At 54.0% G+C, this 21,312-nt stretch carries 22 protein-coding genes; 9 read left to right on the top strand and 13 right to left on the bottom strand.

All coding sequences use genetic code 11. The annotated features are described in order from the left end of the window. Positions 1 to 46: 46 nt before the first annotated feature. The 3 genes from NSS83_RS21380 to NSS83_RS21370 form a co-directional block, all read right to left on the bottom strand. On the bottom strand, positions 47 to 1,660 hold the full coding sequence (locus NSS83_RS21380; protein WP_341346428.1) for an ABC transporter substrate-binding protein: 1,614 nt from the start codon (positions 1,658 to 1,660) through the stop codon (positions 47 to 49). Between the two features lie 96 nt (positions 1,661 to 1,756). Beyond that, positions 1,757 to 2,182, bottom strand: coding sequence for a peptidylprolyl isomerase (locus NSS83_RS21375; RefSeq protein ID WP_341182961.1), 426 nt, complete (start codon positions 2,180 to 2,182; stop codon positions 1,757 to 1,759). Then, complete coding sequence (locus tag NSS83_RS21370; protein ID WP_341182962.1) at positions 2,179 to 2,397, bottom strand: hypothetical protein; 219 nt, start codon at positions 2,395 to 2,397, stop codon at positions 2,179 to 2,181. Before NSS83_RS21370 ends, NSS83_RS21375 begins: the two co-directional genes overlap by 4 nt. A 232-nt stretch (positions 2,398 to 2,629) precedes the next feature. Between NSS83_RS21370 and NSS83_RS21365 the strand changes: the two genes are divergently transcribed. The 4 genes from NSS83_RS21365 (at position 2,630) to NSS83_RS21350 (ending at position 5,820) form a co-directional block, all read left to right on the top strand. Then, positions 2,630 to 4,387: a glycosyltransferase family 2 protein gene (locus tag NSS83_RS21365; RefSeq protein ID WP_341346427.1), complete on the top strand. Its 1,758-nt coding sequence runs from the start codon at positions 2,630 to 2,632 to the stop codon at positions 4,385 to 4,387. 208 nt (positions 4,388 to 4,595) lie between these two features. Next, positions 4,596 to 4,937, top strand: a complete 342-nt coding sequence (locus tag NSS83_RS21360) for a sigma factor-like helix-turn-helix DNA-binding protein (protein WP_341182964.1) — start codon at positions 4,596 to 4,598, stop codon at positions 4,935 to 4,937. Then, positions 4,880 to 5,101 carry a hypothetical protein gene (locus NSS83_RS21355; protein WP_076077403.1) on the top strand — a complete coding sequence of 74 codons (222 nt, stop codon included), beginning with the start codon at positions 4,880 to 4,882 and terminating at the stop codon, positions 5,099 to 5,101. Before NSS83_RS21360 ends, NSS83_RS21355 begins: the two co-directional genes overlap by 58 nt. A gap of 269 nt (positions 5,102 to 5,370) precedes the next feature. Next, positions 5,371 to 5,820 (top strand): GNAT family N-acetyltransferase, encoded by a 450-nt coding sequence (locus NSS83_RS21350; protein ID WP_341182965.1) that lies wholly within the window; start codon positions 5,371 to 5,373, stop codon positions 5,818 to 5,820. Here NSS83_RS21350 and NSS83_RS21345 read toward each other — a convergent pair. From NSS83_RS21345 to NSS83_RS21325, 5 genes are all read right to left on the bottom strand, one after another. Further along, positions 5,817 to 6,197: a hypothetical protein gene (locus tag NSS83_RS21345; RefSeq protein WP_340757560.1), complete on the bottom strand. Its 381-nt coding sequence runs from the start codon at positions 6,195 to 6,197 to the stop codon at positions 5,817 to 5,819. The genes NSS83_RS21350 and NSS83_RS21345 overlap by 4 nt on opposite strands. A gap of 548 nt (positions 6,198 to 6,745) precedes the next feature. Next, positions 6,746 to 9,388, bottom strand: a complete 2,643-nt coding sequence (clpB, locus tag NSS83_RS21340; RefSeq protein ID WP_341346426.1) for an ATP-dependent chaperone ClpB — start codon at positions 9,386 to 9,388, stop codon at positions 6,746 to 6,748. A gap of 77 nt (positions 9,389 to 9,465) precedes the next feature. After that, positions 9,466 to 10,461 (bottom strand): DnaJ C-terminal domain-containing protein, encoded by a 996-nt coding sequence (locus tag NSS83_RS21335; RefSeq protein ID WP_341346425.1) that lies wholly within the window; start codon positions 10,459 to 10,461, stop codon positions 9,466 to 9,468. A gap of 247 nt (positions 10,462 to 10,708) precedes the next feature. Next, positions 10,709 to 11,185 (bottom strand): Hsp20/alpha crystallin family protein, encoded by a 477-nt coding sequence (locus tag NSS83_RS21330; protein ID WP_341346424.1) that lies wholly within the window; start codon positions 11,183 to 11,185, stop codon positions 10,709 to 10,711. Between the two features lie 212 nt (positions 11,186 to 11,397). Beyond that, positions 11,398 to 11,952, bottom strand: a complete 555-nt coding sequence (locus NSS83_RS21325) for a GNAT family protein (protein ID WP_341346423.1) — start codon at positions 11,950 to 11,952, stop codon at positions 11,398 to 11,400. 105 nt (positions 11,953 to 12,057) lie between these two features. Here NSS83_RS21325 and NSS83_RS21320 point away from each other — a divergent pair, with 105 nt between their 5' ends. Then, positions 12,058 to 13,515 (top strand): PLP-dependent aminotransferase family protein, encoded by a 1,458-nt coding sequence (locus NSS83_RS21320; RefSeq protein ID WP_341346422.1) that lies wholly within the window; start codon positions 12,058 to 12,060, stop codon positions 13,513 to 13,515. Between the two features lie 323 nt (positions 13,516 to 13,838). Here the strand turns inward: NSS83_RS21320 and NSS83_RS21315 are convergent, their stop codons facing one another. Next, positions 13,839 to 14,801: a YafY family protein gene (locus NSS83_RS21315; protein ID WP_341182971.1), complete on the bottom strand. Its 963-nt coding sequence runs from the start codon at positions 14,799 to 14,801 to the stop codon at positions 13,839 to 13,841. Positions 14,802 to 14,916: 115 nt separating this feature from the next. Here NSS83_RS21315 and NSS83_RS21310 point away from each other — a divergent pair, with 115 nt between their 5' ends. Next, entirely contained in the window at positions 14,917 to 15,342 is a 426-nt protein-coding gene (locus NSS83_RS21310) for a VOC family protein (protein WP_341182972.1), read from the top strand. A 353-nt stretch (positions 15,343 to 15,695) separates the two neighbouring features. On the opposite strand, the gene NSS83_RS21305 is transcribed toward NSS83_RS21310, so the two are convergent. The 3 genes from NSS83_RS21305 to NSS83_RS21295 are packed head-to-tail and all read right to left on the bottom strand — an operon-like array spanning position 15,696 to position 17,731. Next, a complete protein-coding gene (locus tag NSS83_RS21305; protein ID WP_341346421.1) occupies positions 15,696 to 16,595 on the bottom strand; it encodes a DNA-3-methyladenine glycosylase in 900 nt (299 codons plus the stop codon). Further along, a complete protein-coding gene (locus NSS83_RS21300; protein WP_341346420.1) occupies positions 16,576 to 17,160 on the bottom strand; it encodes a methylated-DNA--[protein]-cysteine S-methyltransferase in 585 nt (194 codons plus the stop codon). The genes NSS83_RS21305 and NSS83_RS21300 overlap by 20 nt, the downstream gene beginning before the upstream one ends. Next, on the bottom strand, positions 17,141 to 17,731 hold the full coding sequence (locus NSS83_RS21295) for an Ada metal-binding domain-containing protein (protein WP_341182975.1): 591 nt from the start codon (positions 17,729 to 17,731) through the stop codon (positions 17,141 to 17,143). The genes NSS83_RS21300 and NSS83_RS21295 overlap by 20 nt, the downstream gene beginning before the upstream one ends. 235 nt (positions 17,732 to 17,966) lie before the next feature. On the opposite strand from NSS83_RS21295, the gene NSS83_RS21290 reads away from it, so the two are divergent. Both NSS83_RS21290 and NSS83_RS21285 read left to right on the top strand, forming a co-directional pair. Beyond that, on the top strand, positions 17,967 to 18,866 hold the full coding sequence (locus NSS83_RS21290) for a GNAT family N-acetyltransferase (RefSeq protein WP_341346419.1): 900 nt from the start codon (positions 17,967 to 17,969) through the stop codon (positions 18,864 to 18,866). A gap of 22 nt (positions 18,867 to 18,888) precedes the next feature. Further along, entirely contained in the window at positions 18,889 to 19,767 is an 879-nt protein-coding gene (locus tag NSS83_RS21285; protein WP_341182977.1) for an AraC family transcriptional regulator, read from the top strand. A gap of 77 nt (positions 19,768 to 19,844) precedes the next feature. Here NSS83_RS21285 and NSS83_RS21280 read toward each other — a convergent pair whose 3' ends face one another. Continuing rightward, entirely contained in the window at positions 19,845 to 20,327 is a 483-nt protein-coding gene (locus NSS83_RS21280) for a hypothetical protein (RefSeq protein ID WP_341182978.1), read from the bottom strand. Positions 20,328 to 20,407: 80 nt separating this feature from the next. On the opposite strand from NSS83_RS21280, the gene NSS83_RS21275 reads away from it, so the two are divergent. Next, positions 20,408 to 21,307 (top strand): copper amine oxidase N-terminal domain-containing protein, encoded by a 900-nt coding sequence (locus tag NSS83_RS21275; protein WP_341346418.1) that lies wholly within the window; start codon positions 20,408 to 20,410, stop codon positions 21,305 to 21,307. Positions 21,308 to 21,312: the final 5 nt, after the last annotated feature.

The raw sequence follows: 21,312 nt of genomic DNA, 5'->3' as shown, positions 1-21,312 counted from the left end.
GGGAAAACCAGCTTATTTTTTTGCCTTGCTTATTTTGTGAGGCAGATTATTTCTTGTAAATCTTGGACAGGTCTTCGAAGATGACGACAGGCTTCAGTACCGCTTCATCAATACCGCCGTAGTTCTTCGATACCGCTACCACAGTCTTAGTATAGGCGATCGGATAGATCGGTGCATCTTCGGCTACCAGTTCCTGTGCTTTCTTGTAGATCTCTGCACGCTTGGCCGGATCTGCTTCGCCTGCACCGTCATTCATCAGCTTGTCAACTTCACTGTTGGAATAATGCGAGTAATTAGATGAGCTGCCCGTAGTGAACAGGATACGGTACGCATCCGGATCATAGCCCATGATATAGCCGGTCAACGCCAGCTCATAATCGGTCGCCTTCAGATCAATGAATTTCTGCACCCAGGCCGAGGAATCCATGTTCTGCAATTCAACCTCTACGCCGATTGCCTTCAGCTTCTGCTGCACATACAGCGAGATGGCTTCCTGCGCCTTGTTCCCGCTCTGTACGATATACCGGAGCTTCAGGTTGCTCTCACCGGCAGAAGCCAGCAGTTCCTTCGCCTTGGCAGCATCATTGTCAAAGGTAGGGACCTCGTTCGTGAAGTACAGCGCATCCGGTGTCAGGAAGGACTTTGCCGGATCAGCATATTCGCTGGATGTGTACGCCGTCTGGATCAGCTCGTCGCGGCTAAGGGCCAGGGACAGGGCTTGGCGGACTTCTTTTTTGGCGAGGGCGCCGGTATCGCTGTTCGCATTGAACATGAGATAAGCGAGGCGGCCTTCGCTATACGGGAGAATCTCAAAATTATTCGTCGCTTGAATCGTAGGAACATCCTTCGGGTCCAGATACTGCACATTAATCTCGCCGTTCTGCAGAGCCAGATTCGCAGCATTGGTATCCTTGGCAATCCGGTAAGTGACCGAATCCAGATGCGGCTTGCCGCCGAAGTAGTTGTCGAAGCGCTCCAGCGTCAGGTACTCGCCGGCCTTGTATTCCTTGAACTTGAAGGCACCGGAGCCTACCGGAGAAGCGTTCTTGGTGCTCTTCTCGATGTTGGTCTCATTCTCAAAAATATGCTTAGGAATCGGGGTTACCTGTACCAGCGTAGCTTCAAAAGCCGGGCTGACCTGCGGCAGCTTGAACTCCACAGTCAGGTCATCGACCTTGACAGCCTTAATCGCTTTGTCGCCAATCAGGAAGTTGGCACGCAGGAAGCTGTTCTGCTTCTCATCAAGAATGCTGTCGATGGTGAACACAACGTCATCTGCCGTCAGCTTCTCTCCATCATGCCAGGTCAATCCATCCTTAAGCTTCAATGTATACGTCAGATTATCGCTTGAAGGTGTCAGGCTGTCTGCCAGGTAGAAGGTCTTCTTGCCGTTGTTCACCTGGAACAGCGGAGCATATAGCGCCTGGTCAATGGTTAGGCTGACACGGTCGCCCGCATAGTTCGGGTTCAGTACTACCGGATCGGAAGCGACCCCTATAATCAGACTGCCTCCATCCTTCGGTTCGCCGGCGGCTGGCTCTTGTGATGCAGCCGGTGTCTGTGCGGCATTAGTAGATGAAGCGTTATTCCCATTGGAACATGCACTGATCACCAGTGTTAATAATAGTAGAATAGCAACCCCAGTTATCCCTTTACGCATTGTCTCTTCCTCCATGTCTATGAGCATTCTTACTCGTTGTTGAGCAATTATATATCGGAATACTCGGAATTACAATGTATGAATTTACCATGATCTCTACCAGACGCGGACCTCCTGCATCACCGCTCCGCGCCGCAGGGCATCGACATGCTCCATGCCTTCTGTGACCCTGCCGAATACCGTATGCCAGCCATCCAGATAATCGAACGTATCATAACAGATAAAAAACTGGCAGGACCCCGTACCCGGTCCAAAATGCGCCATAGACAGCGCCCCGCGCACATGCTTATGGGGATTCCCCTGCGTCTCACAGGGAATGGGATCTGTGCCGCCTCTGCCGTTGCGCTCCGGGCAGCCTCCTTGGGCGACGAAGCCGCGAACCACACGTTGAAAGGCCAGACCGTTGTAAAAGCCGCTGTTCGCAAGCTTTTCAAAATTGGCTACGGTTCCCGGCGCCTCCTGTTCGAACAGCTCCAGCTGAATCTCCGGTCCCTGCTCCAGACGGATTAGAGCCTGCTTCATGGCGCCTCCTCCTCTACATGGGTTGCAATGTCTGCCGGTGCACCGATATAAACTGCCGTCTTGGCAGCATGCAGCGGCGCATAAATCTCCTCAATATCCTCGTCCACGAGCGGCCTAAGCTCTCCGCCCTCCGTATGCAGGAACACCTCGGCACGCGGATTCATCGCCAGGAGGACATTGATCAATTGCTGTACTTTTAACGTTGGCTTGTCCATCCTCTCACTCCTGCCTGCCCTCTTCCGGGGATTATATATATTAGCGGTATTGTACAACAGCTCAGGGCAGACGGCAATACGGCTCTCCTCTATACATGCAGGTTATTATTTCAGGGAAATGGGGAAAGTCCGGTACTTCTCTAAAAATATCGAATACATATAATTTATATCAACTATTTGCGAATCCAAGGGGATGTTCTATCATGTTGACCTTATTCTGGAGTGGCCTGCTATGAACTCGAATAGAACCCGGGTGCTGCTAGGCAGCCCGATCCATCAAAAACCGGCGATCCTGGAGCAATTCCTGAAAGCTCTGCTGCGTCTGAACCTGAAGGATATCGATCTTGATTTCTATCTGATTGATGATAACCCGGATGAAGCCGCAAGCCAGCTGCTGCAGCAGTTCGCCCGGAACGGCAGATCCGTCTTCCTGCAATCCTCCGGCTATCATGATGACTATATCCGTGATGAGCATACGCATGTCTGGCATTCCAATCTGATCTGGAAGGTAGCCGGATTTAAGAATCTGATGATCCGGCGGGCCGAGGCCTTCGGCTATGACTACCTGTTCCTGATTGATTCCGATCTCATTCTCCACCCGGAGACGCTGCTGCACCTGATCGGTACAGGCAAGGATATTATCTCCGAGATTTTCTGGACACAGTGGCAGCCGAATACAATGCTGCAGCCGCAGGTATGGATGCATGACGAATACAACCAGTGGGAGATTCATCCGGGAGAGCAGCTCACGCCGGAGGAGATTCAGCACCGCTTTTTTGCTTTTTTGCAGAAGATGCAGCAGCCCGGAATCTATGAGGTTGGCGGACTTGGCGCCTGCACGCTGATCAGCAGCTCAGCCCTCAGCTCCGGAATCAGCTACGACCGGGTGCACAACATCTCCTACTGGGGAGAGGACCGTCATTTCTGCATCCGTGCAGCGGCGCTCGGCCTTCCGCTCTTCGTGGATACCCACTTCCCGGCGCTGCACCTCTACAGAGACAGCGATCTGGATCTGGTAGCGGAGTTCATCCGGCACACCTCGGGCACGGAAGCAGAGCCGGATGCCTCACACGAAGCAGCGAGCATTGAAGACAGCAATGTAACCTCTGCTGAAGATCTGCCAGATTGCGCAGAGACGGATCAGCCCCCCGCTGACAAAAGAGTGCCGGAGGCAGCAGCGCAGTGGGAGGTGCTGTGGACCGAAGCCGAAGCCCGGCAGCACTTGTCCAAAGAGCCTCCGCCTGTTGACGCAACCGGAGCGGAAAAGATTTATCCGGCAGCTCCTGCTTCCCGCCGGCCCAAGCTGACTCTCACCATGATCGTCAAGAATGAAGGCACCAGGTTCCTGCGTCAGGTGCTGCAGGAGCATCGCAAGTATATCGATGAGGCCGTCATAATCGACGATGCAAGCACAGATGATACAGCCGATATCTGCCGCGAGGCTCTGGAGGGGATTCCGCTCCACCTGATACAGAACCCTGTCTCCCGCTTCCATAATGAATCAGAGCTGCGCAGGCAGCAGTGGGAGGCGGTGGTTAGGACCCGGCCCGAGTGGATTCTTAATCTGGACGGAGATGAGCTGTTCGAGTCCTGTTTTCCAGAGGAGGTTGATTCCCTGCTGCGTACAGCAGATTGCGACTTATTCTGCTTCCGGCTCTACGACTTCTGGGATGAGGCCAGCTACCGCGAGGACAGGTACTGGCAGGCTCACCAGAGCTACCGCCCGTTCCTGCTCCGTTACCGGGAAGACTTCACCTATGCCTGGAATGATCTGCCGCAGCACTGCGGGCGGCTGCCGGAGAATATCTTCGAGCTGCCCCATCAGTTAAGCAACCTGCGTCTGAAGCATCTCGGCTGGTCGAAGCCGGAATTCCGGCTGGAGAAGTATCTGCGTTATATGCTGCTGGACCCGGACGCCCGGTACGGCTGGAAGGAGCAATATCAATCCATCCTTGACCCGCATCCCCGGCTGGTGCCTTGGAGCGAATAATGCGGAAAATTAGTCATATGAAGAGAGAAAGAGGCTCCCTGTCGGGGCTTCTTCTTTTTTTGCGGATAAGCCACAGGAAATAAATCACTATAGGTGCGCAGATAAATATGCTAAAATAACAGAACATAAGTTCGTATTTTGGTTGTAAAATATAACCTAATATTTCCCTATTATTAGAAAGATATATAGAAGAGGAGGCGTAACGGCAATGGAACAGCAAATGATACAGCGTTACCGGCAGGAAATCTATCGAATCGGCTGGCGCTTACAATACCGCAGCAAGCGAACCCGCCGGCATGAATGTACCTTCATGGATATCCGCCCGGCTCAGCGGGATGAAACGGAGGAGATGATTAACCGGTTGTCCGTAGAGCAGCTATTAAATACACTTCCAACCAAAGGAAAGGTGATTCTGCAGAAGATTTATCTGCAGGAAATGACAGAGGCTGAGGTCGCGGCACAGCTGCACATGAGTCAACAGGGGGTTAATAAATGGAAGCAAAAAATGCTCCAGCAGCTATCACAGACAGCGAATTCGCAGACCTTCTGACCGGTGTCCGTCAAAAACAGCCCGAGGCCATGCTCCAGATCATTGAGCTATTTCAGGAGGACATTGAAATAGTCAGTCAATGCATTCTTCTCCCGCGGGAGGATGCCATTTCTCATATTGTGACGGAGATTCTTAACTTCATACAGGCCGGGGATAGCACATGAACAAGCGGGCAAACGCCACCCTAACCGTGGCGCTGCCCGCTTGTTATCTATTAGGAATAGCTAATCTATCAGGCAAGACCGGCATTCATGATCTGCAAATATTCGAACACTATCCGGCAGTTTCTAACAATATAGTGAGAATCCTTTAGATTTTGGATAAGGTCATCCTTTATGGATGGCCTTTTTTGTACGGATATGTCTATCACATATTGAGTTATTATACTGATAGTTGTATTATTATTCATTATTCACGAAAAAGGAGCACACCTATGCCATTGATAATCAGAAACGCTGAGCCTAATGATGTAAGCAGTCTGACCGAGCTGATGTATGAATACATCGTTGGTTTTTATCAGAACCCTAAACCTTCTGCCGATAAAATCAACTCTTTAATCCAGACCCTTTTTGACCAGCAGCAGGGGGTGCAGTTCGTGGCAGAGCAGAATGGAGAGTTGGTCGGCTTTGCTACCCTATTCTTTACATTCAGCACTATGAAAGCAGATAAAATCATTGTTATGAACGACCTCTTCGTAAGAGAAGCCTTTAGAGATACCGAAGTGGAATCACAACTATTCCTGGCATGTCAACAGTACTCACAGAATCATGGCTATGCCAACATGACTTGGATTACTTCTACTAATAACAAACGCGCTCAAAGCTTCTTTGAAAACATGAACGCGGTCAAAGGGAAGGATTGGGTTCACTACTCCCTTATCTAAATCAACGCATCAAAATGACCTTCTGCGTCTACCGTCGCTGTCCGGGGATCGGTCAGACCGATGCCCTTAAAGCCTCCCTTTCCCTCAATCCCCAAGGGCGGAGTATGATCCTGAAGCGGGGGAGCCGGTACAAATGAAGCCGAAGCGGTACTCCCGCTTTTCTGCACCAGATGGGCCTCCAGCTGCCGTATTTGCCGCTGTAGCTGCTCCCGGCGATAAGGAGTCTGCATCTCTCCGCCCTGCGCCGCATTCACCTTGTCCAGCTCCATCAGCAGCCGGTTGCGCTGCTTCTCCAGAGAACTGACATCACTCTGTGTGCTGCCGTAAGCTGTAGTGGCCTGTACCGGGCTGATACCGGATACCGTCTGTGCCGCCATGATCTTTCCCTCCGTTTCCTTGGCTTCTGCTTCAAATCCCGCCATATTCGAAAGTTCTAATCATTTCTATTACCCGGCACCCTCCGCCATGACAACATTTCAACCACATATTTACAAAAAATCGTCACATAGTCTCAGTAAGATGCTGATTGGACTATACCAAAGACCTAGCCGGGAGGCCTGTAAAAGCGCCAAAGGCCCGTACTAGCGTTGCCCCGCACCGCTTCCAACGGCAGTTCCAGTCCATATTTATATCATCTACAAAGATATGCTTTTTTCGCTTTCTAACGAACCTTATTTTGTTATTTGGGGGCATTTGGCTTAGCGTAACGGACTGAGGTGCTCTTATCCGGGAAGAAAGTCCTCACTTGGGCGATTAGCGGACCGCAAAGACCTTATCCCCTGCCATTCAGCTCCAAAACGTCTCGCAGAAAGACGATAAGGTCCACTGAGTCCGTTACGCTGCAAAAGGTGGCGTTCTCGTGGGGATAAGGTCTCTTCGGTCCGTTGACACTATACTAGGAGGTGACGCCGGGGCCCATTACATTTCACATCGATCCTACTGTCTTCGCAGACTCTGATTTCGCTATTGCAACGGTCAGCTCTCCGTCCGCTTCATCGACAGTCATCACTGAGCCTTCCTCCGCTTCTCCGGCGATCAGCGCACGCGCTACCCGGGTCTCCAGGCTGCGCTGGATGAACCGCTTCAGCGGCCGGGCGCCATACACCGAGTCGAAGCCTTCCTCCGCAATGAAGCGCACTGCCCGGTCGCTCAGCATGAGACCGATATTCCGCTCTGCGAGACGCAGACGCAGTCCATCTACCAGCTTAACTACAATTCTCTGGGTCTCGCCCAGTGTCAGCGGCTTGAACATTACAATATCATCCACCCGGTTGAGGAACTCTGGACGGAAATGCCCGCTCAGCTCCTTCATAACCCGGTCCTTCACGGCTTCAGTCAGTTCGCCGTTGTCATCGGTGCCCTGAATCAGATGCGGTGAGCCGATATTGGAGGTCATGATGACAATAGTGTTCTTGAAGTCGACCATCCGGCCCTGGGAATCGGTCAGCCGCCCGTCATCCAGCAGCTGCAGCAGAATGTTAAACACATCCGGATGAGCCTTTTCCACCTCATCCAGCAGGACTACTGTATACGGCTGGCGGCGCACCGCTTCAGTCAGTTGGCCGCCTTCTTCATAGCCGACATATCCGGGAGGAGCGCCCACGAGACGGGAGACACTATGCTTCTCCATATACTCTGACATATCGATACGGATCATGCCGTCCTCGCGGTCGAATAGCGATACCGCCAGTGCTTTAGCCAGCTCCGTCTTCCCGACCCCGGTCGGCCCGAGGAACAGGAACGAGCCGATCGGACGGTTCGGGTCCTTGATGCCGGCCCTTGCCCGAAGAACAGCGTCCGATACCAGCCGGACCGCCTCATCCTGCCCGACTACCCGCTCATGCAGCGTATCCTCCAGCCGCAGCAGCTTATCCCGCTCGCCTTCCACCAGTCTGCTTACGGGAACACCCGTCCAGCGTGAGACAATATCGGCGATCTCCTCCTCCGTCACGGCTTCACGCAGCAGCCGGGTCTCCTGATCCTGCTGGGCCGCTTCCTCCGCGGCCTTAAGCTGCCGCTCCAGATCAGGAATAATGCCATAGCTTAATTCAGCCGACTTGTTGAGATCATAAATCTCCTGCGCATCGACCAGATCCTTGCGGGCCTGCTCCAGCCGCTTCTTCAGGTCACGGATGCCCTGAATGGCCGATTTCTCCTTCTCCCAGCGGGCCGTCATCTCCAGATGCTTCTCCTTGAGGTCGGCCAGCTCCCGCTGGAGGTTCTCCAGACGGCGCGCACTGGCGTCGTCGGTTTCTTTTTTGAGCGCCGCTTCCTCTATCTCCATCTGCATCAGGCGGCGGGTCACCTCATCCATCTCGCCGGGCATAGAGTCAATCTCCGTGCGGATCATCGCGCAGGCTTCATCGACCAGGTCAATTGCCTTATCCGGCAGGAAGCGGTCGGTGATGTAACGGTTGGACAGCACACCGGCTGCGACCAGGGCGCTGTCGTAGATTTTGACCCCGTGATGCACCTCGAAGCGTTCCTTCAAGCCCCGCAGAATCGAAATGGTATCCTCGACATCCGGCTCACTGACCAGCACCTGCTGGAAGCGGCGTTCGAGCGCCGGGTCCTTCTCGATATATTTGCGGTACTCATCCAGCGTGGTCGCCCCGATACAGTGCAGCTCGCCCCGGGCCAGCATCGGCTTCAGCATGTTGCCCGCATCCATGGCCCCCTCCGTCTTACCGGCACCTACAATCGTATGCAGCTCGTCAATGAACAGAATAATCCGCCCGTCACTCTCGCGGATCTCCTTCAGCACCGCCTGCAGCCGCTCCTCGAACTCCCCGCGGTATTTCGCACCGGCAATCAGCGCGCTCATATCCAGCGAGAAAATCGTCTTGTCCTTCAGTCCCTCCGGCACATCCCGGCGGACAATCCGGTGGGCCAGCCCTTCCACAATCGCTGTCTTGCCGACCCCCGGCTCCCCGATCAGAACAGGGTTATTCTTGGTCTTGCGGGAGAGGATGCGGATCACCCGGCGAATCTCGGCATCGCGCCCGATGACCGGATCGATCTTACCTGCCCGCACCTCGGCTACGAGATCGCGGCCGTACTTCTCCAGCACCTCATAGGTGGCCTCCGGCTCCCGGCTGGTCACCCGCTGGTGTCCGCGGATCTCCGCAAGCACACCGAGCAGCTTCTCCCGGGTAACGCCCCGGCTGGTGAATAATCCGCGCAGCTCGCGGTTCCCGCTGCTTGCATCCGAGACCATCGCCAGAACAGCATGCTCTACCGCAACGAATTCGTCCTGCATCTTGGCCGCTTCCTGCTCCGCCTGCTCCAGCATAGCAATCAGCGCAGGCGAGGCATAGCGCCGCATGGTGCCTGCTCCGCTCCCGCTTACACTGGGTTTGCGCTGGAGCAGCGCTTCTGTTCCCTGAAGCAGCTCTGCTGCGGGAACATTCATCTTCTGCAGCAGCCGGGGCAGCAGGCCCTCATGCTGCTGGAGCAGTGCCTTCAGCAGATGAAGATTGTCAATCTCCTGATGCCCGCTGGAACCCGCCAGCGACTGTGCCTCCGCCACGGCCTCTTGCAGCTTCTGGGTAAGTTTATTGAAATCCATTAGGATCATCGCCTTTCTACAATGTATATGTTAATCAGCCGGATGCCCGGCTGTTATTTACTGAATCAGAATCTGCCTTACCGCGTTGCGGCTCTGCGCCGCTGCGCTCCGCCTGTGGTACGCCGTTTCGCCCCGGCCTGGAAGCTGCCGGACTCCGCCAGCTGGCGGTACAGCTTCTTCTCTGCCTCGGTCGTTCCGGCCGGAATGACCATCTCCATCCGGAACAGGATGTCACCATTCGTTCCGTCCGGACGTCTCAGCCCCTTGCCGGAGAGGCGCAGCGTTCCGCCGCTGGCTATCCCGGCAGGGATCTTCAGCTTCACGCTGCTGCCATCCGGCAGCGCCACCTTGGCTTCCCCGCCAAGCACAGCCTGCCAGGGGGCGATCTCAACCGTGCCGAGCAGATCGCCGCCGTCCGGCTCATAGATCTCATGCGGCAGGAGATGCAGCGAGATCAGCAGATCGCCGCCCTGGCCCGCTCCGCTTCCGCCGCCCGGTACCCGAATGACGGTCCCTTCCGCCGAGCGTGCGGGAATCTGTACATTCAGGTCCTTGCCTGCCGCCTGAACGCTGATATTACCGCCTTTGTAGGCCTGCTCCAGCGTAATCTCAAGCTGGGCCTGCATCGTACTGAACTCATCCCCCCACGGGCTTCCGCCTGGACGGGCACCACTGCTGCCCGAGAAGAAGCCGGCGCGGTCAGCCGCGCCCCGGCTGCCGAAGAACATCCCGAACAGATCCTCTTCGGGTATACCACCGGCAGAGCCGGCTCCGCTGCTCCAGCCCGCGCCAAATGGCGATTCCCATGACGCAGAGGAGGCTGATCCGTAGCTGCGCTGACCCCGCGAGCCTGCTGCGGCTCCATAGCGGAGCTCCTCATCATAGATTTTGCGCTTCTCTTCGTCGCCCAGCACCTCATATGCCTCGGCTGCTTCCTTGAATTTCGCCTCTGCCTCCGGGGCCTTGTTGACATCGGGATGCCATTTTTTGGCCAGCTTCTGATAGGCCTTCTTGATCTCCTGCTTCGACGCCTTCTGATCTACCCCAAGACGCTCATAATAATTTGCCGCCACCGGGACCTCCTCCTTTCGTGTAATGGGAACCTTCTGCCTTCCTCCGGGAAAAGACGCATTATAGCCGGAACCCCCACTACAATGCGTCTAATTATGAAGTGCTATATGAAAAGTCCGGTGGAATCCTGCTGCCGCCCAGTGAACCGGATTGGCCAGCGGCTACAGCCGCTAAGCCCTGAGCTACTGCGGAAGCGGCAGCTTCAGCCGGACTTGAATGTCCATCTGCTTCTTAAGGCTCCCCTTCCGCTTACTGAAGCTCTTTCCGGTCTGGAGTATCGTTTCCGCCATCTTGAATTTCAATCCGCTTGCCCTGCGACTTCTGCCGTTTCGGCACCTCCAGGCTCAGTACACCATCCTTCAGAGAAGCACGGATGTCTTCCTCTGCAATATCCTGGACGTAGAACCGGCGTACATATTCCCCATACCGCCGTTCGCGGCGTACCATCTGATGCTCCTTATTCTCTTCGCTGTTCTCTTCTTTGCGGACGGCCTTGATCGTCAAGTAAGGGCTGGAATAATCAATGTCGATTTCTTCTTTGCGGAAGCCCGGAAGCTCGGCCTCGATCAGATATGCTCCTTCACGCTCACGGATGTCCGTCCGGAAAGACAGCGCGTTACTGGTCAACGGTGCGAAGAAATCATCATTAAACATTTCGTTCAGCGACTTCGCCAGCACACCAAAAGCATCATCTCTGCGTTTACCAAAAGGAACCAAATCAAACATCCTTCATTCTCCTCTCATTTGACTTTTGTTTTTTGAATTTGGTCTTACTCAGTCTTTGACTTTGTCTGACCTATGTCTTTATTATAGCCTGCACCCCCGGAGAAAACAAAACCGGTATAAGCCGAAAATCCGGGAAAATCCGGCGTTTCGGCTCGTTTTTTATAATAAATTTTAACATTATGAAATATTTGACCTTATTTGACCTTTCTGTTCTACTTCAAATAACGCTCCCGGTATTCACTCTCCAGCATGCCCATCATAATCACATCATGATACTCATGATTATAGAACAGCGTCTGGCGCCGTACCCCCTCCTGCACAAAACCGATGGACTCATAGACATGCGCAGCACGGGCATTATAACTGTAGACCTCCAGCTCAATCCTGTGCAGATTCAGAATGCCGAAGCCGTAATCCAGCATAAGCAGCAGCGCTTCGCGCCCGTATCCTTGTCCCTGATGCCGCTCGTCCCCGATGGCGATCCGCAGATTGGCATTCCGGTTATCCCCATCGATATCCTGAATGGCGATGTCGCCGATCACCTTGTCGTTCTCCTTCAGCGCGATCAGCAGCAGCACCGTACTGTCATCCCCGGATTTACGGGCGATATACTGCTCAATCTGCTCTTTGGTGACATGATTCTTGGTACCGGTCAGCCTGCGGACTTCCGCGCCGTGGAACATCTCATAATACAGCCCGGCGTCTTCCCCGTTCAGGGAGCGCAAATATACCTTATCCCCTGTTAAAAGCCTTGAATTACTGTTCATCTCTGTCCACTCCCACTGTCGTAATTGCCCTTATCGTAATATAAATCTGTATACTATAAAATATACAGAAACGTCCGGTTTCAAAGGACAGATGGAAGGTGAAGCATGCTGCTTGTCCCGGATCTGAATGAACACAGCGAGACCCCTTACTACATACAGCTCTATGATTATCTGGCAAAAGCAATCCTGAGCGGCGCCCTCCAGAGCGGCACGCGCCTGCCTTCTATCCGCCGCCTGGCGGGGTTATGCGGAATCAGCGCCACTCCGGTGGAGCTGGCCTACCAGCAGCTTCTGGCAGAGGGCTTCATCGCCAGCAAGCCGCGCAGCGGCTATTACATCCTGCCCGTTCACCAGGAAGGCAGCCCTGCTCCTGCCGGGGAACGGCTCCGTCCGGCACCCCGCCCAATCACGCCCCGTGATTCACGGCTCTATGCGTATGATTTCCATATGTCGCGCAATGATTTCTCCCTGTTCCCGCACAAAATATGGCGCAGCCTCTACCAGGAGCAGCTGGCGAATCCAGACCTGCTCCAGTACGGCGACCCCCAAGGAGAGCCTGCCCTCCGCGCAAGCATCGCCGCCCATCTGCGGCAATTCCGCGGGCTGCGCTGCACGGAGAAGCAGATTGTAGTCGGCGGCGACCAATATACGCTGTGTTCTTTGCTGTGTCTGCTGCTGAAGGGAAGGGTTAACGGACTGGGTATCGAAGATCCGGGGTACCACCTGCTGCCGGCGGCATTCCGGCGCAGCGGATACAGTATCCTGCCGATTCCGCTGGAGGAGGATGGATTACAGCCAGACAAGCTCTACAGCAGCGGGGCAGATGCTGTGTACATCTCGCCGTCCCACCAGTTTCCCCGGGGGATGACCATGCCGATTACCAAACGCCTCGCATTGCTGGAATGGGCCCGGTCCACAGGCGGCTATATCATCGAGGATGATTATGACGGGGAGTTCCGCTATCACGGGCGGCCGATTCCGGCGCTTCAAGGGCTGGCCGAGGGCAGCCCGGTGATCTATATGTGCAGCTTCGCCCAGTCGGTGACTCCTGCCTTATGTATTCACTACATGGTTCTGCCGGAGGAGCTGCTGCCGGACTACCACAGCCTGAGAAGTGAGCTGTACCTGGAGCATTCGGCCTCCCGGCTTCATCAGATCGCGCTGCACTATTTCATGGAGCGGGGGCATTTCGAAAAGCACCTGCGCCGGATGCGCCTGCTCTATCAGCGCAAGCATGACCTGCTGCTGCGATCAGTCAGGCAGCATTTCGGCGATGCCGCAGTGCTCAGCGGAACGGATGCCGGATTCCATCTGCTGATGACCTTTAAGCCGCCCGCAGCAGAAGTTGGCTCCAGAGTCAGCAACAGAGTCAGCAATAGCATCAGCGCCAAGGAGCTTGCCGCAATAGCGGAAGCTGAAGGCATTCGCGTTACCCCCATGTCCTACACCTGGTGGGGCAAGCCGGACTACGATCAGCCTGAATTCATCCTGGGCTTCGGCGGGATCGCTGAGGACCTGATCGATGAGGGCATCCGCAGATTGGCGGGGGCGTGGCTGGGTTAGCAGAGCATCAGATTAAACCTCATTCCTGCGCAGTCATTCGGATACTATTCTAGGCGATGGGACAGCAGTAACTGCATTCTGTACAACGGATTGTTGTCAAAACAGCTTTGAAATAGATTCTATTGTATTCGGTACAATTGATTGTTGAACAGAGGCTGTTTTTCGCCCACAATGCCATATTCCAATGTACGAAATACAATAGAATATCATTTCACGGCCAAATATAAGCTTTCTATTGCAGGAAATACAATGAGCTACTTTTATCTCTCACGAGAGGTTGGTGGCGGGTGCAGGAGCTGCCTAATATCTTCAGGGCTTTTAAATCAACTATACTTCTCCAGCATATCCGCAAGCGTCCGCTTCACCTCGGCCACCAGCTCCGGCGGCTCCAGCACCGTTGCCTCGCTGCACAGGCCAATCACAAACCGCGCGAAGAAGCCCAGATCGCTTCCCGGAATCTCGCCCCCCAGCCAGCCTGTGCCATCTTCACGCATATGCAGCAGCACCGGGGACCATACCTCCCCTTCGCAGGCCTGAACCCCCTCACTGCCCAGCTCTATGTACAGCCGGATAAGGCTTGGTTCCACCTGCTGCTGCGGCGGGCTGCTGTATTCCTCCGTATTGTCCAAGTGGATATGACGCAGATCAAGCGCGGCCGGTCCCGCTTCATCATACCCGGCAGACTGGATCCGGTCACAGCGGAAGATCCGGATGCCGCCCCGCAGGAAGCAATGCGCCGGACAATACCACAGGCCGTTACTGGCGTAGATCCCGACGGGCTGAATCCACCTTTGCTGCCGGCGGCCCTTCGACTGGTAATCGATCAGCAGCACTTTTTGCCCGGTGGCCGCTTCCAGCAGTTGAGACAGATAAGGGAATTCCGCCTGCCGCGCCGGGGTCAGAAAATCAATCCTGTTCTTCATCTCATCAATCCGGTCACGGACATCCCCAGACATGTAGTTATAGAACTTGTGCAGGGCGGATAAGGATTCTTCCTTGAAGGGAAGATATTTATAATGGCGCAGGGCATGGCTGGCAAAAAAAATCGCCACCGCCTCTTCCTCCGTGAACGCAATCGGCGGCAGGATTCTCTCGCTTAGTACCTGATACCCACCATGCGGTCCCACTTCGGAATAGAGCGGTACGCCCAGCTCCCCCAGCTCCTGCAAATCCCTAAGGATTGTGCGTGAAGAGACTTGGAATTCGTCAGCCAGCTCCCTGACAGTGAATTTGCGCTTGCGGTTGACGGTCATCATCAGGTCCAGCAGCCTTTTGGATTTCGACACAGGTTTCACTCCATCTATTATTTTAACTATGACAAGACCTGTCACTATTATAGTCTACACTATAACCATAGCCGGTTAGTACAGGCAAATAAATATTCCAAGGAGCGAACAAGACATGAAACTGCAAATGAATCCTTATATTCTGGTGGACGGATCTGCCGCTGAGGCGATAGCCTTTTATCAGGAGGCGCTGGGCGCAGTGGTCCTCTTCAAGCAGACGATGGGCGAAGGCCCACAGAACCCGGACGCCCCGATGACGGAGGAGGAAAAGGCGCAGATCGCCCATGCGGTGCTGCTGGCGGGAGAGACGAAGTTTTTTGTGGCCGATTATGAGCCGGGTATGCCGCGCAGCCGGGGCAACAGCATCAACATCTGTCTCACGGTGGAGACCGAGGCTGAAGCACAGCAGCTATTCAACTCACTGAAGGCAGGTGGCACCGTCGATATCGAGCTGGCCCCGGCCTATTACAGTCCCGCTTACGGCATGGTGACCGATAAGTTCGGCGTCTGCTTCCAGATCTTCATGATGAAGGGGCGGTGAGGCTGGGGAGGCTGAGGTAACATTGGGCCGATGGGCATTGCGGGCAACACACATTGGGGGAAATACTATGCTCAAAGCCGATGTGCCTGTGCGCTGGCCGAATGTAATCGGTTTTTCGATTACATTGAGCCCGTCAGCCATCGAGGCATCTAATGTAGTCGGTTTTTCGATTACATTCGCCCCGGTAGCCATCGCGCCGTCTAATGTAATCGGTTTTTCGATTACATTCGCCCCGGTAGCCATCGCGCCGTCTAATTGTGGTCGGTTTTTCCACCACATCCGCATTGGCAGCTCAGCCGCAACAACACAAACAAAGCACGGTTCCGCCATACTTAAGGGGACCGTGCTTTGTTCTAATATAACGCCCGCCACAAGTAAAAGGTGGCGTATGCTTCCCAGCCTTGCCAGGGCCGGGCCAGCTCCAGCAGCTCCGCCGGTGTCGGCTTGCGGTCCATGCCGGTCAGATGCTTGATCACGTTCTGCAGGCCGACATCGCCGACCGGATAAGAGGAAGCATCGCGCAGGCAGCGCATGCGGACATATTGCGAGGTCCACGGGCCGATCCCGCGGATCTGCAGCAGCCGCTGCTCGGCGGCGGCCGGGGACGGTAGCGCCAGCAGCTCCTCCCGGCTTAGCTCCCCGCTCGTGATCAGCGAGGCTACGGTAAGCACTGTCTGTGCTTTGCTGCGGGTTAGCTGCAAGGCGCATAACTCCTCGATCTGCACCTCTGTGAACACCTCCGGGCCAGGGAAACGGTAGTAGGTCTGCCCCTCCCATTCCAGCGCTTCCCCATATTCAGCGGTCAGCCGCTGCTTCAGCCTGTAGGCAAAAGCCAGATTCACCTGCTGCCCCAGAATCGCCCAGCATAACGCCTCGAACAGATCCGGGATGCCGATGATCCGCAGCCCCCGGTGCTCGCTTGCCAGGGGTCCGAGCAGCGGGTCCGCCGCCGCCAGACTGTAGAACGGGGCAAGATCACGGTCCAGATCAAACCATTCCACAATGTAGCGGGCCAGCGCCTCCTGCTCCAGCACACTAGGGATCGCTCCATGCAGCCGGGTTACACTCAGCTTGCGATCCTCGGACACACTGAGTCTCACCAGGAGCGGGCCGCCCTCTATCCTGAACATCCGGCTGACGCCTGCTTCATCCGTGCGGAACAGGCATTCCAGCGGCGAGCGGTTCATGTACTCCAGACAGGCCCCCAGGTCGAAGTCTTCCGGCAGCGGCAGCTTAAAAAGCAAATCGTTCATGACCCGCCGCCTTTACATTCAGAATCCCCTCCAGCTGGAGCAGCTCCTGCTTCATCTGGAGTCCGCCCCGGAAGCCGGTTAAGGTACCGTTCGCACCAATCACCCGGTGGCAGGGTACAATAACCGGCACCGGGTTCTGCCCGTTGGCCGCGCCGACAGCGCGAACCGCCAACGGTCTGCCGATCCGCTCAGCCAATTGCTTGTAGCTGGCTGTCTCGCCATGCGGGATGGTCAGCAGCCCCCGCCATACCTCCTGCTGAAACGGGGTGCCCCACAGATCCAGCTCCACACTGCTGAAATCCACCGGCTCTCCGGCAAAATACCGCTCCAGCAGCGTTATCACCCCAAGCTGCTCAAATCTCCCGGCATCCTCTATGAGCTCATGGGCAGGCGCATACATTTTCAACCAGGAGGCGGGTAATTGCCCTTCGTCCTGCGGGAAGGATATGCGGATCAGGCCTTTATCGCTGGCCCACAGGGTCCACTCCCCGTTTCCGGGATTCAGGGTATGATGATAAATCGTGATAGTATCTGTACTCCGGCTGTTATTCCGGTTTGGATTCATGTTGATTTCCTCCTTCGTTATGCTTGCTGCGGTACTCTGTAGGGGACAGCCCCGTCTTCTTCACGAACCAGGCGGCAAAATGAGAGGGTGTACGGAAACCCACAGCCCCGCCGACTTCAGCTATCCCCGCCGCAGTCTGCGTCAGCAGCCTGCAGGCTTCTTCTGTGCGCAGTGTGTCCAGTCTGGCAGCAGGTGACAGGCCGGTAACCCGCTTATAGGTGCGCTGCAGGTGGAACGGGCTGACCTTCAGCTCTTCCGCCATCGACTGCAGGGTCAGCTTGCTGCCGAACCGCCCGTCCATAATGGCATCCGCCTGCGCCGCCAGGACTGCGTCTGGCCGGAGGGTGCCGCCTTCCTCGGGCCGGCATCTTTTGCAGGGACGGAAGCCTGACGAAATAGCCTCCTGCAAGGAGCCATAGAATACAACATTCGCTGCCTTCGGCGTTCTCGCCCGGCAGGACGGACGGCAGACAATATGGGTTGTCAGCACCGCCGTATAGTAAATCCCGTCATAGGTCGGCTCGCGCCGCACCACCGTTTCATAGATATGCTCGAACAATTGCGGGTCCATCCCCATCACCTCTTACCGCCAGTATAAACGATTCTTTTCGGCTTATGCAGCCTATTGAAATAGGAGAGCAAGATTACGACAGTCCCTACTTTTCAACAAACAATTGGAAAAATGTGAAATATGTATCTTACCTAGCCAGTTTCCAAATCAATGTGCGGAAGCAAGTGGAAAAATAGCAGCTAGTAATGCTATTATTGACTGCTTGAATTAAAGTCAGGGGAGGACACAAAACCCAATGAAGCTATCAGATATCCGCTGCGAACGCCTAAGTAAGCAGGATTCTCTCGCAGCCGCAAAACTATTAAGCCTGGACGCGGATACGGGTCCTGACCTCCTGAAGGTGCTGGAAGAGGAGCCGGAACTGTTTATTGCCGCTTATGCGGAAGAGACGCTTATTGCATTAGTCCAAATGGAAGCGCCTGCCCCTCAGTCTTATTTAAATGTATTCGTCGCCCCGCAGCATCGCCGGCAAGGCATTGGCAGGGCCTTGATCCAGGCGGCAGAAACTCAATTACAGGCAGGCGGAACCCGAAAGGTCAGTACTTCTGTCCGGTCCGGTGTGTCCTCTTCCCTTGCGTTTGCCCGCAGCCTTGGCTATGCTCCGTACTATTCACTTATTTATATGGAGCGGACCGGCAGTGCTTTTCCTCAGGAGACGGCTTCAGCAAGGTTGTATAGAGATGAGGATTTTGTTGACGCCCATTCGCTGTATGCTACTGCTTTTCATGAAATGCGGGTGCGGGTCGGCTGCTTCCCCGATTCTGTGGTTGCAGAGCCTAATGAAGGCAGACGAAATGCCTGGGCAGCGGATGCGCACGAGCGGCTGGTCTATGAGCTTGACGGGGAAGTCGTTGCTTACAGCCACATCCACAGGAATGAAATCAGCAGTGTTAGTGTACGTTCTGACCTTCAGGGACGCGGAATCGGACGAACCTTCGTGAAGTACTTATGTAATGAGATCTACCGGCGCGGCTATACAAGCGTTACCCTATCCTGCGTCGTTGGGAATGAAGCCATACATTTGTATAACAGCCTCGGATTTCAGGAAACGCATCGAATGGAGTATATGATAAAAAGTCCGGACAACTCAGAGCATTCCCGGTCAGGCCCCTCCCTGCCCGCTTCTCTACAATGAATAGTGAAAGGGAGATGAGGAGATGGAGACGATACGGCTGCTCCAGCAGGCGATTGATTACGTAGAGCAGAATCTGCAAAACGCCATCGGCGTCGAGGATATTGCCGGAGCGGCGATGACCTCGAAGTACCATTTTCAGCGGATGTTCCATGCCTTGACAGGATTCACTGTTACCGAATATGTTCGCAACCGGAGGCTCACACTGGCGGCGGAAGAGTTGGCTGGAACGGACGGGAAGGTAATCGACATTGCGCTGAAGTATGGGTACGAGACGCCGGAGGCCTTCACAAGAGCGTTTCAGCGGGTGCATGGAGTGACCCCCAATATGGCGAAGAAAAAGAACGTGAAGCTCAAATCGTTCTCCCGCCTCTCCTTTCAAATTCAGATCAAAGGGGAAACTGAAATGAATTATCGGATGGTTGAAGAGAAGGGTTGCCTCGTCATTGGAAAAGAGGTTGTCGTTCACAAGGATGCTTACACAGAAATACCCGCGTTCGTTGAGAAAATCTGGAACGATGGAACGCATGACCGGATTAACGAATGTGCCGGAAGACCCGCAGGTTCACTGCTGTTCGGTTATTATTACGACTTCCGTGAAGATGGGACCAAACGGTATCTCATGGGAACGGAACTGCCGGAAGGACAGGACGTCCCGGAGGAGCTTGACCACCTGACTGTGCTTGACCAGACGTATGCTGTATTCGAAAGCCGTGATTCGTTTTCCGGGGACACAGAGTTAGGCCTTGCGATTCTGGATGTGTGGCGGCGGATCTATTCGGAATGGTTCCCGTCGTCAGGCTTTGAGCAAGTGGAAGGGCCTTGTCTGGAGAAGTACTACTGGACGGACGACACACATGAGGAGTCAATCTGCGAGGTATGGATTCCTGTGGTGAAGAAATAAATACAAGATTACTGATAAGCCCTCTATCAGCCATAACGGCATCTGGAGGGCTTTTTTTCGGGCCAGGGTAATGAATTCTATGATTCTCCTACGAGCTTGTTTACTTTTGAAGCAAAAGCATCCCAGCTTGTATCATATCCAACACCGTAATTCCATCCGTTAGTACGCAGCCTTTGAGCTAAATGGATGTAATCAGCACGTTGCTTATCATTTAGGCTAACATCAAAAGTACCGTCACCCACCTTAAACGCATTTATATAATCGTACAATTTCATTAAAATATTTTCCTTCTCTTTATCGCTTTCCATTCCACTGTGTAAGATAATCGAATCGATCGCATCATCTAGTTTCTGTGTAACAAGAGTTTCATTTTCCCAATTATGATCTTGTTGATACTGTATAGTTGCCTCAAGTTGAGTTAGATCTCGTTGAATATAAGCATTCAGTAATTCATGTCTCAACTCTTCATTCCTACTGACACGCTTAAACTCCATAAAAAACATAGCATTTCCGAATAGAGAAACTACTAAAGCTACTAAAATCCAGTCCTTTTTGTTCATGCTTTCCCCCATACTTATCCTAATTTGGATTTCACGTTATAATCAATATATACTAATTACTGGAAGGGAATGATTGGTCAATGTCTTCATTCAAAAGGTGGCTTCCTGCCTGTTGCATTATGCTGTTCATGCTTATGCTTCCCAACGTTATTCTGGCAGCCCCTGCTTCCAGCCCGGCCCGGTCAACCACAAGACCTATACAGGTCAACATCGATGGTGCTTTTATCTCCGCTGATCGCAGTCCCTTCATACTGGCTGGCCGAACGATGATTCCCATCCGCACGCTTGCTTCCCTGGGGCTTCACTATTCCTGGGATGGTATCCGCCATACAGTAACGATTACGAATTCCTCCAATGACCAATTTGAAATGACTCAGAGACAATCGATTGCCTATAAGAATGGCGTACCGTTACAAATGGATAGTGAAGCCAATAATTACAACGGACGACTCATGGTTCCCGCAAAGTTTATCAGTGAGGCATTTGGATACAGTGTGTACTATGAAAAAATAAGGGAAATCATCTTCATTCAGTCCAAGAATTTCACTCCTGATACCCAGGCCATCCATTCAGCAGATCTTAAGCAGGCCCGCCTGGCGGCCATTTCGTTGCCGGTTCGCTACTCTTTCAAGCCCGGTGCAAGTGTACAAAGTGACCACTCCCAATACTATAGCTATTCCTTTGCCTCAAAGGACGCCACCCGCTATGCCTACAGCAATGGAGAAATAACCACAGTGGTTGAGATTACAGGCACAACGGCAACAGCCATATGGCAGGCTTCGGAGGCAGATATCCCCGGTTATCCGGCAACTACGTTCGGCGGTGTGCAGCCAGCGTATATTTCCGATCTGTTTCAGGATTCTTTTAGCTACGACAACGGGGTGTATAGCGGTTATCAGAGGCTTAGCGACGGCACTGTTGCTACATTTAAATTCCCCGGCCTCTCTTACACGGAGCTGATCCGGGCCATCCCGGAGTAAGGAAC

Source organism: Paenibacillus sp. FSL H3-0469, from assembly GCF_038051945.1.
GTDB lineage: Bacteria > Bacillota > Bacilli > Paenibacillales > Paenibacillaceae > Paenibacillus_AQ.
The sequence above is the reverse complement of the archived record's forward strand: the minus strand, read 5'-3'. Positions and strand labels throughout refer to the sequence as shown.

Excerpts from the sequence above, each read along its gene's own strand:
- NSS83_RS21345 (WP_340757560.1), bottom strand. The coding sequence starts at position 6,197 with ATGGCGGCACAGACGGTATCCGGTATCAGCCCGGTACAGGCCACTACA.
- NSS83_RS21370 (WP_341182962.1), bottom strand. The coding sequence starts at position 2,397 with ATGGACAAGCCAACGTTAAAAGTACAGCAATTGATCAATGTCCTCCTG.
- NSS83_RS21320 (WP_341346422.1), top strand. The coding sequence starts at position 12,058 with ATGCTGCTTGTCCCGGATCTGAATGAACACAGCGAGACCCCTTACTAC.
- NSS83_RS21310 (WP_341182972.1), top strand. The coding sequence starts at position 14,917 with ATGAAACTGCAAATGAATCCTTATATTCTGGTGGACGGATCTGCCGCT.
- NSS83_RS21355 (WP_076077403.1), top strand. The coding sequence starts at position 4,880 with ATGGAAGCAAAAAATGCTCCAGCAGCTATCACAGACAGCGAATTCGCA.
- NSS83_RS21280 (WP_341182978.1), bottom strand. The coding sequence starts at position 20,327 with ATGAACAAAAAGGACTGGATTTTAGTAGCTTTAGTAGTTTCTCTATTC.
- NSS83_RS21290 (WP_341346419.1), top strand. The coding sequence starts at position 17,967 with ATGAAGCTATCAGATATCCGCTGCGAACGCCTAAGTAAGCAGGATTCT.
- NSS83_RS21295 (WP_341182975.1), bottom strand. The coding sequence starts at position 17,731 with ATGGACCCGCAATTGTTCGAGCATATCTATGAAACGGTGGTGCGGCGC.
- NSS83_RS21325 (WP_341346423.1), bottom strand. The coding sequence starts at position 11,952 with ATGAACAGTAATTCAAGGCTTTTAACAGGGGATAAGGTATATTTGCGC.
- NSS83_RS21360 (WP_341182964.1), top strand. The coding sequence starts at position 4,596 with ATGGAACAGCAAATGATACAGCGTTACCGGCAGGAAATCTATCGAATC.
- NSS83_RS21350 (WP_341182965.1), top strand. The coding sequence starts at position 5,371 with ATGCCATTGATAATCAGAAACGCTGAGCCTAATGATGTAAGCAGTCTG.
- NSS83_RS21380 (WP_341346428.1), bottom strand. The coding sequence starts at position 1,660 with ATGCGTAAAGGGATAACTGGGGTTGCTATTCTACTATTATTAACACTG.
- NSS83_RS21375 (WP_341182961.1), bottom strand. The coding sequence starts at position 2,182 with ATGAAGCAGGCTCTAATCCGTCTGGAGCAGGGACCGGAGATTCAGCTG.
- clpB (WP_341346426.1), bottom strand. The coding sequence starts at position 9,388 with ATGGATTTCAATAAACTTACCCAGAAGCTGCAAGAGGCCGTGGCGGAG.
- NSS83_RS21285 (WP_341182977.1), top strand. The coding sequence starts at position 18,889 with ATGGAGACGATACGGCTGCTCCAGCAGGCGATTGATTACGTAGAGCAG.
- NSS83_RS21300 (WP_341346420.1), bottom strand. The coding sequence starts at position 17,160 with ATGAATCCAAACCGGAATAACAGCCGGAGTACAGATACTATCACGATT.
- NSS83_RS21330 (WP_341346424.1), bottom strand. The coding sequence starts at position 11,185 with ATGTTTGATTTGGTTCCTTTTGGTAAACGCAGAGATGATGCTTTTGGT.
- NSS83_RS21275 (WP_341346418.1), top strand. The coding sequence starts at position 20,408 with ATGTCTTCATTCAAAAGGTGGCTTCCTGCCTGTTGCATTATGCTGTTC.
- NSS83_RS21305 (WP_341346421.1), bottom strand. The coding sequence starts at position 16,595 with ATGAACGATTTGCTTTTTAAGCTGCCGCTGCCGGAAGACTTCGACCTG.
- NSS83_RS21365 (WP_341346427.1), top strand. The coding sequence starts at position 2,630 with ATGAACTCGAATAGAACCCGGGTGCTGCTAGGCAGCCCGATCCATCAA.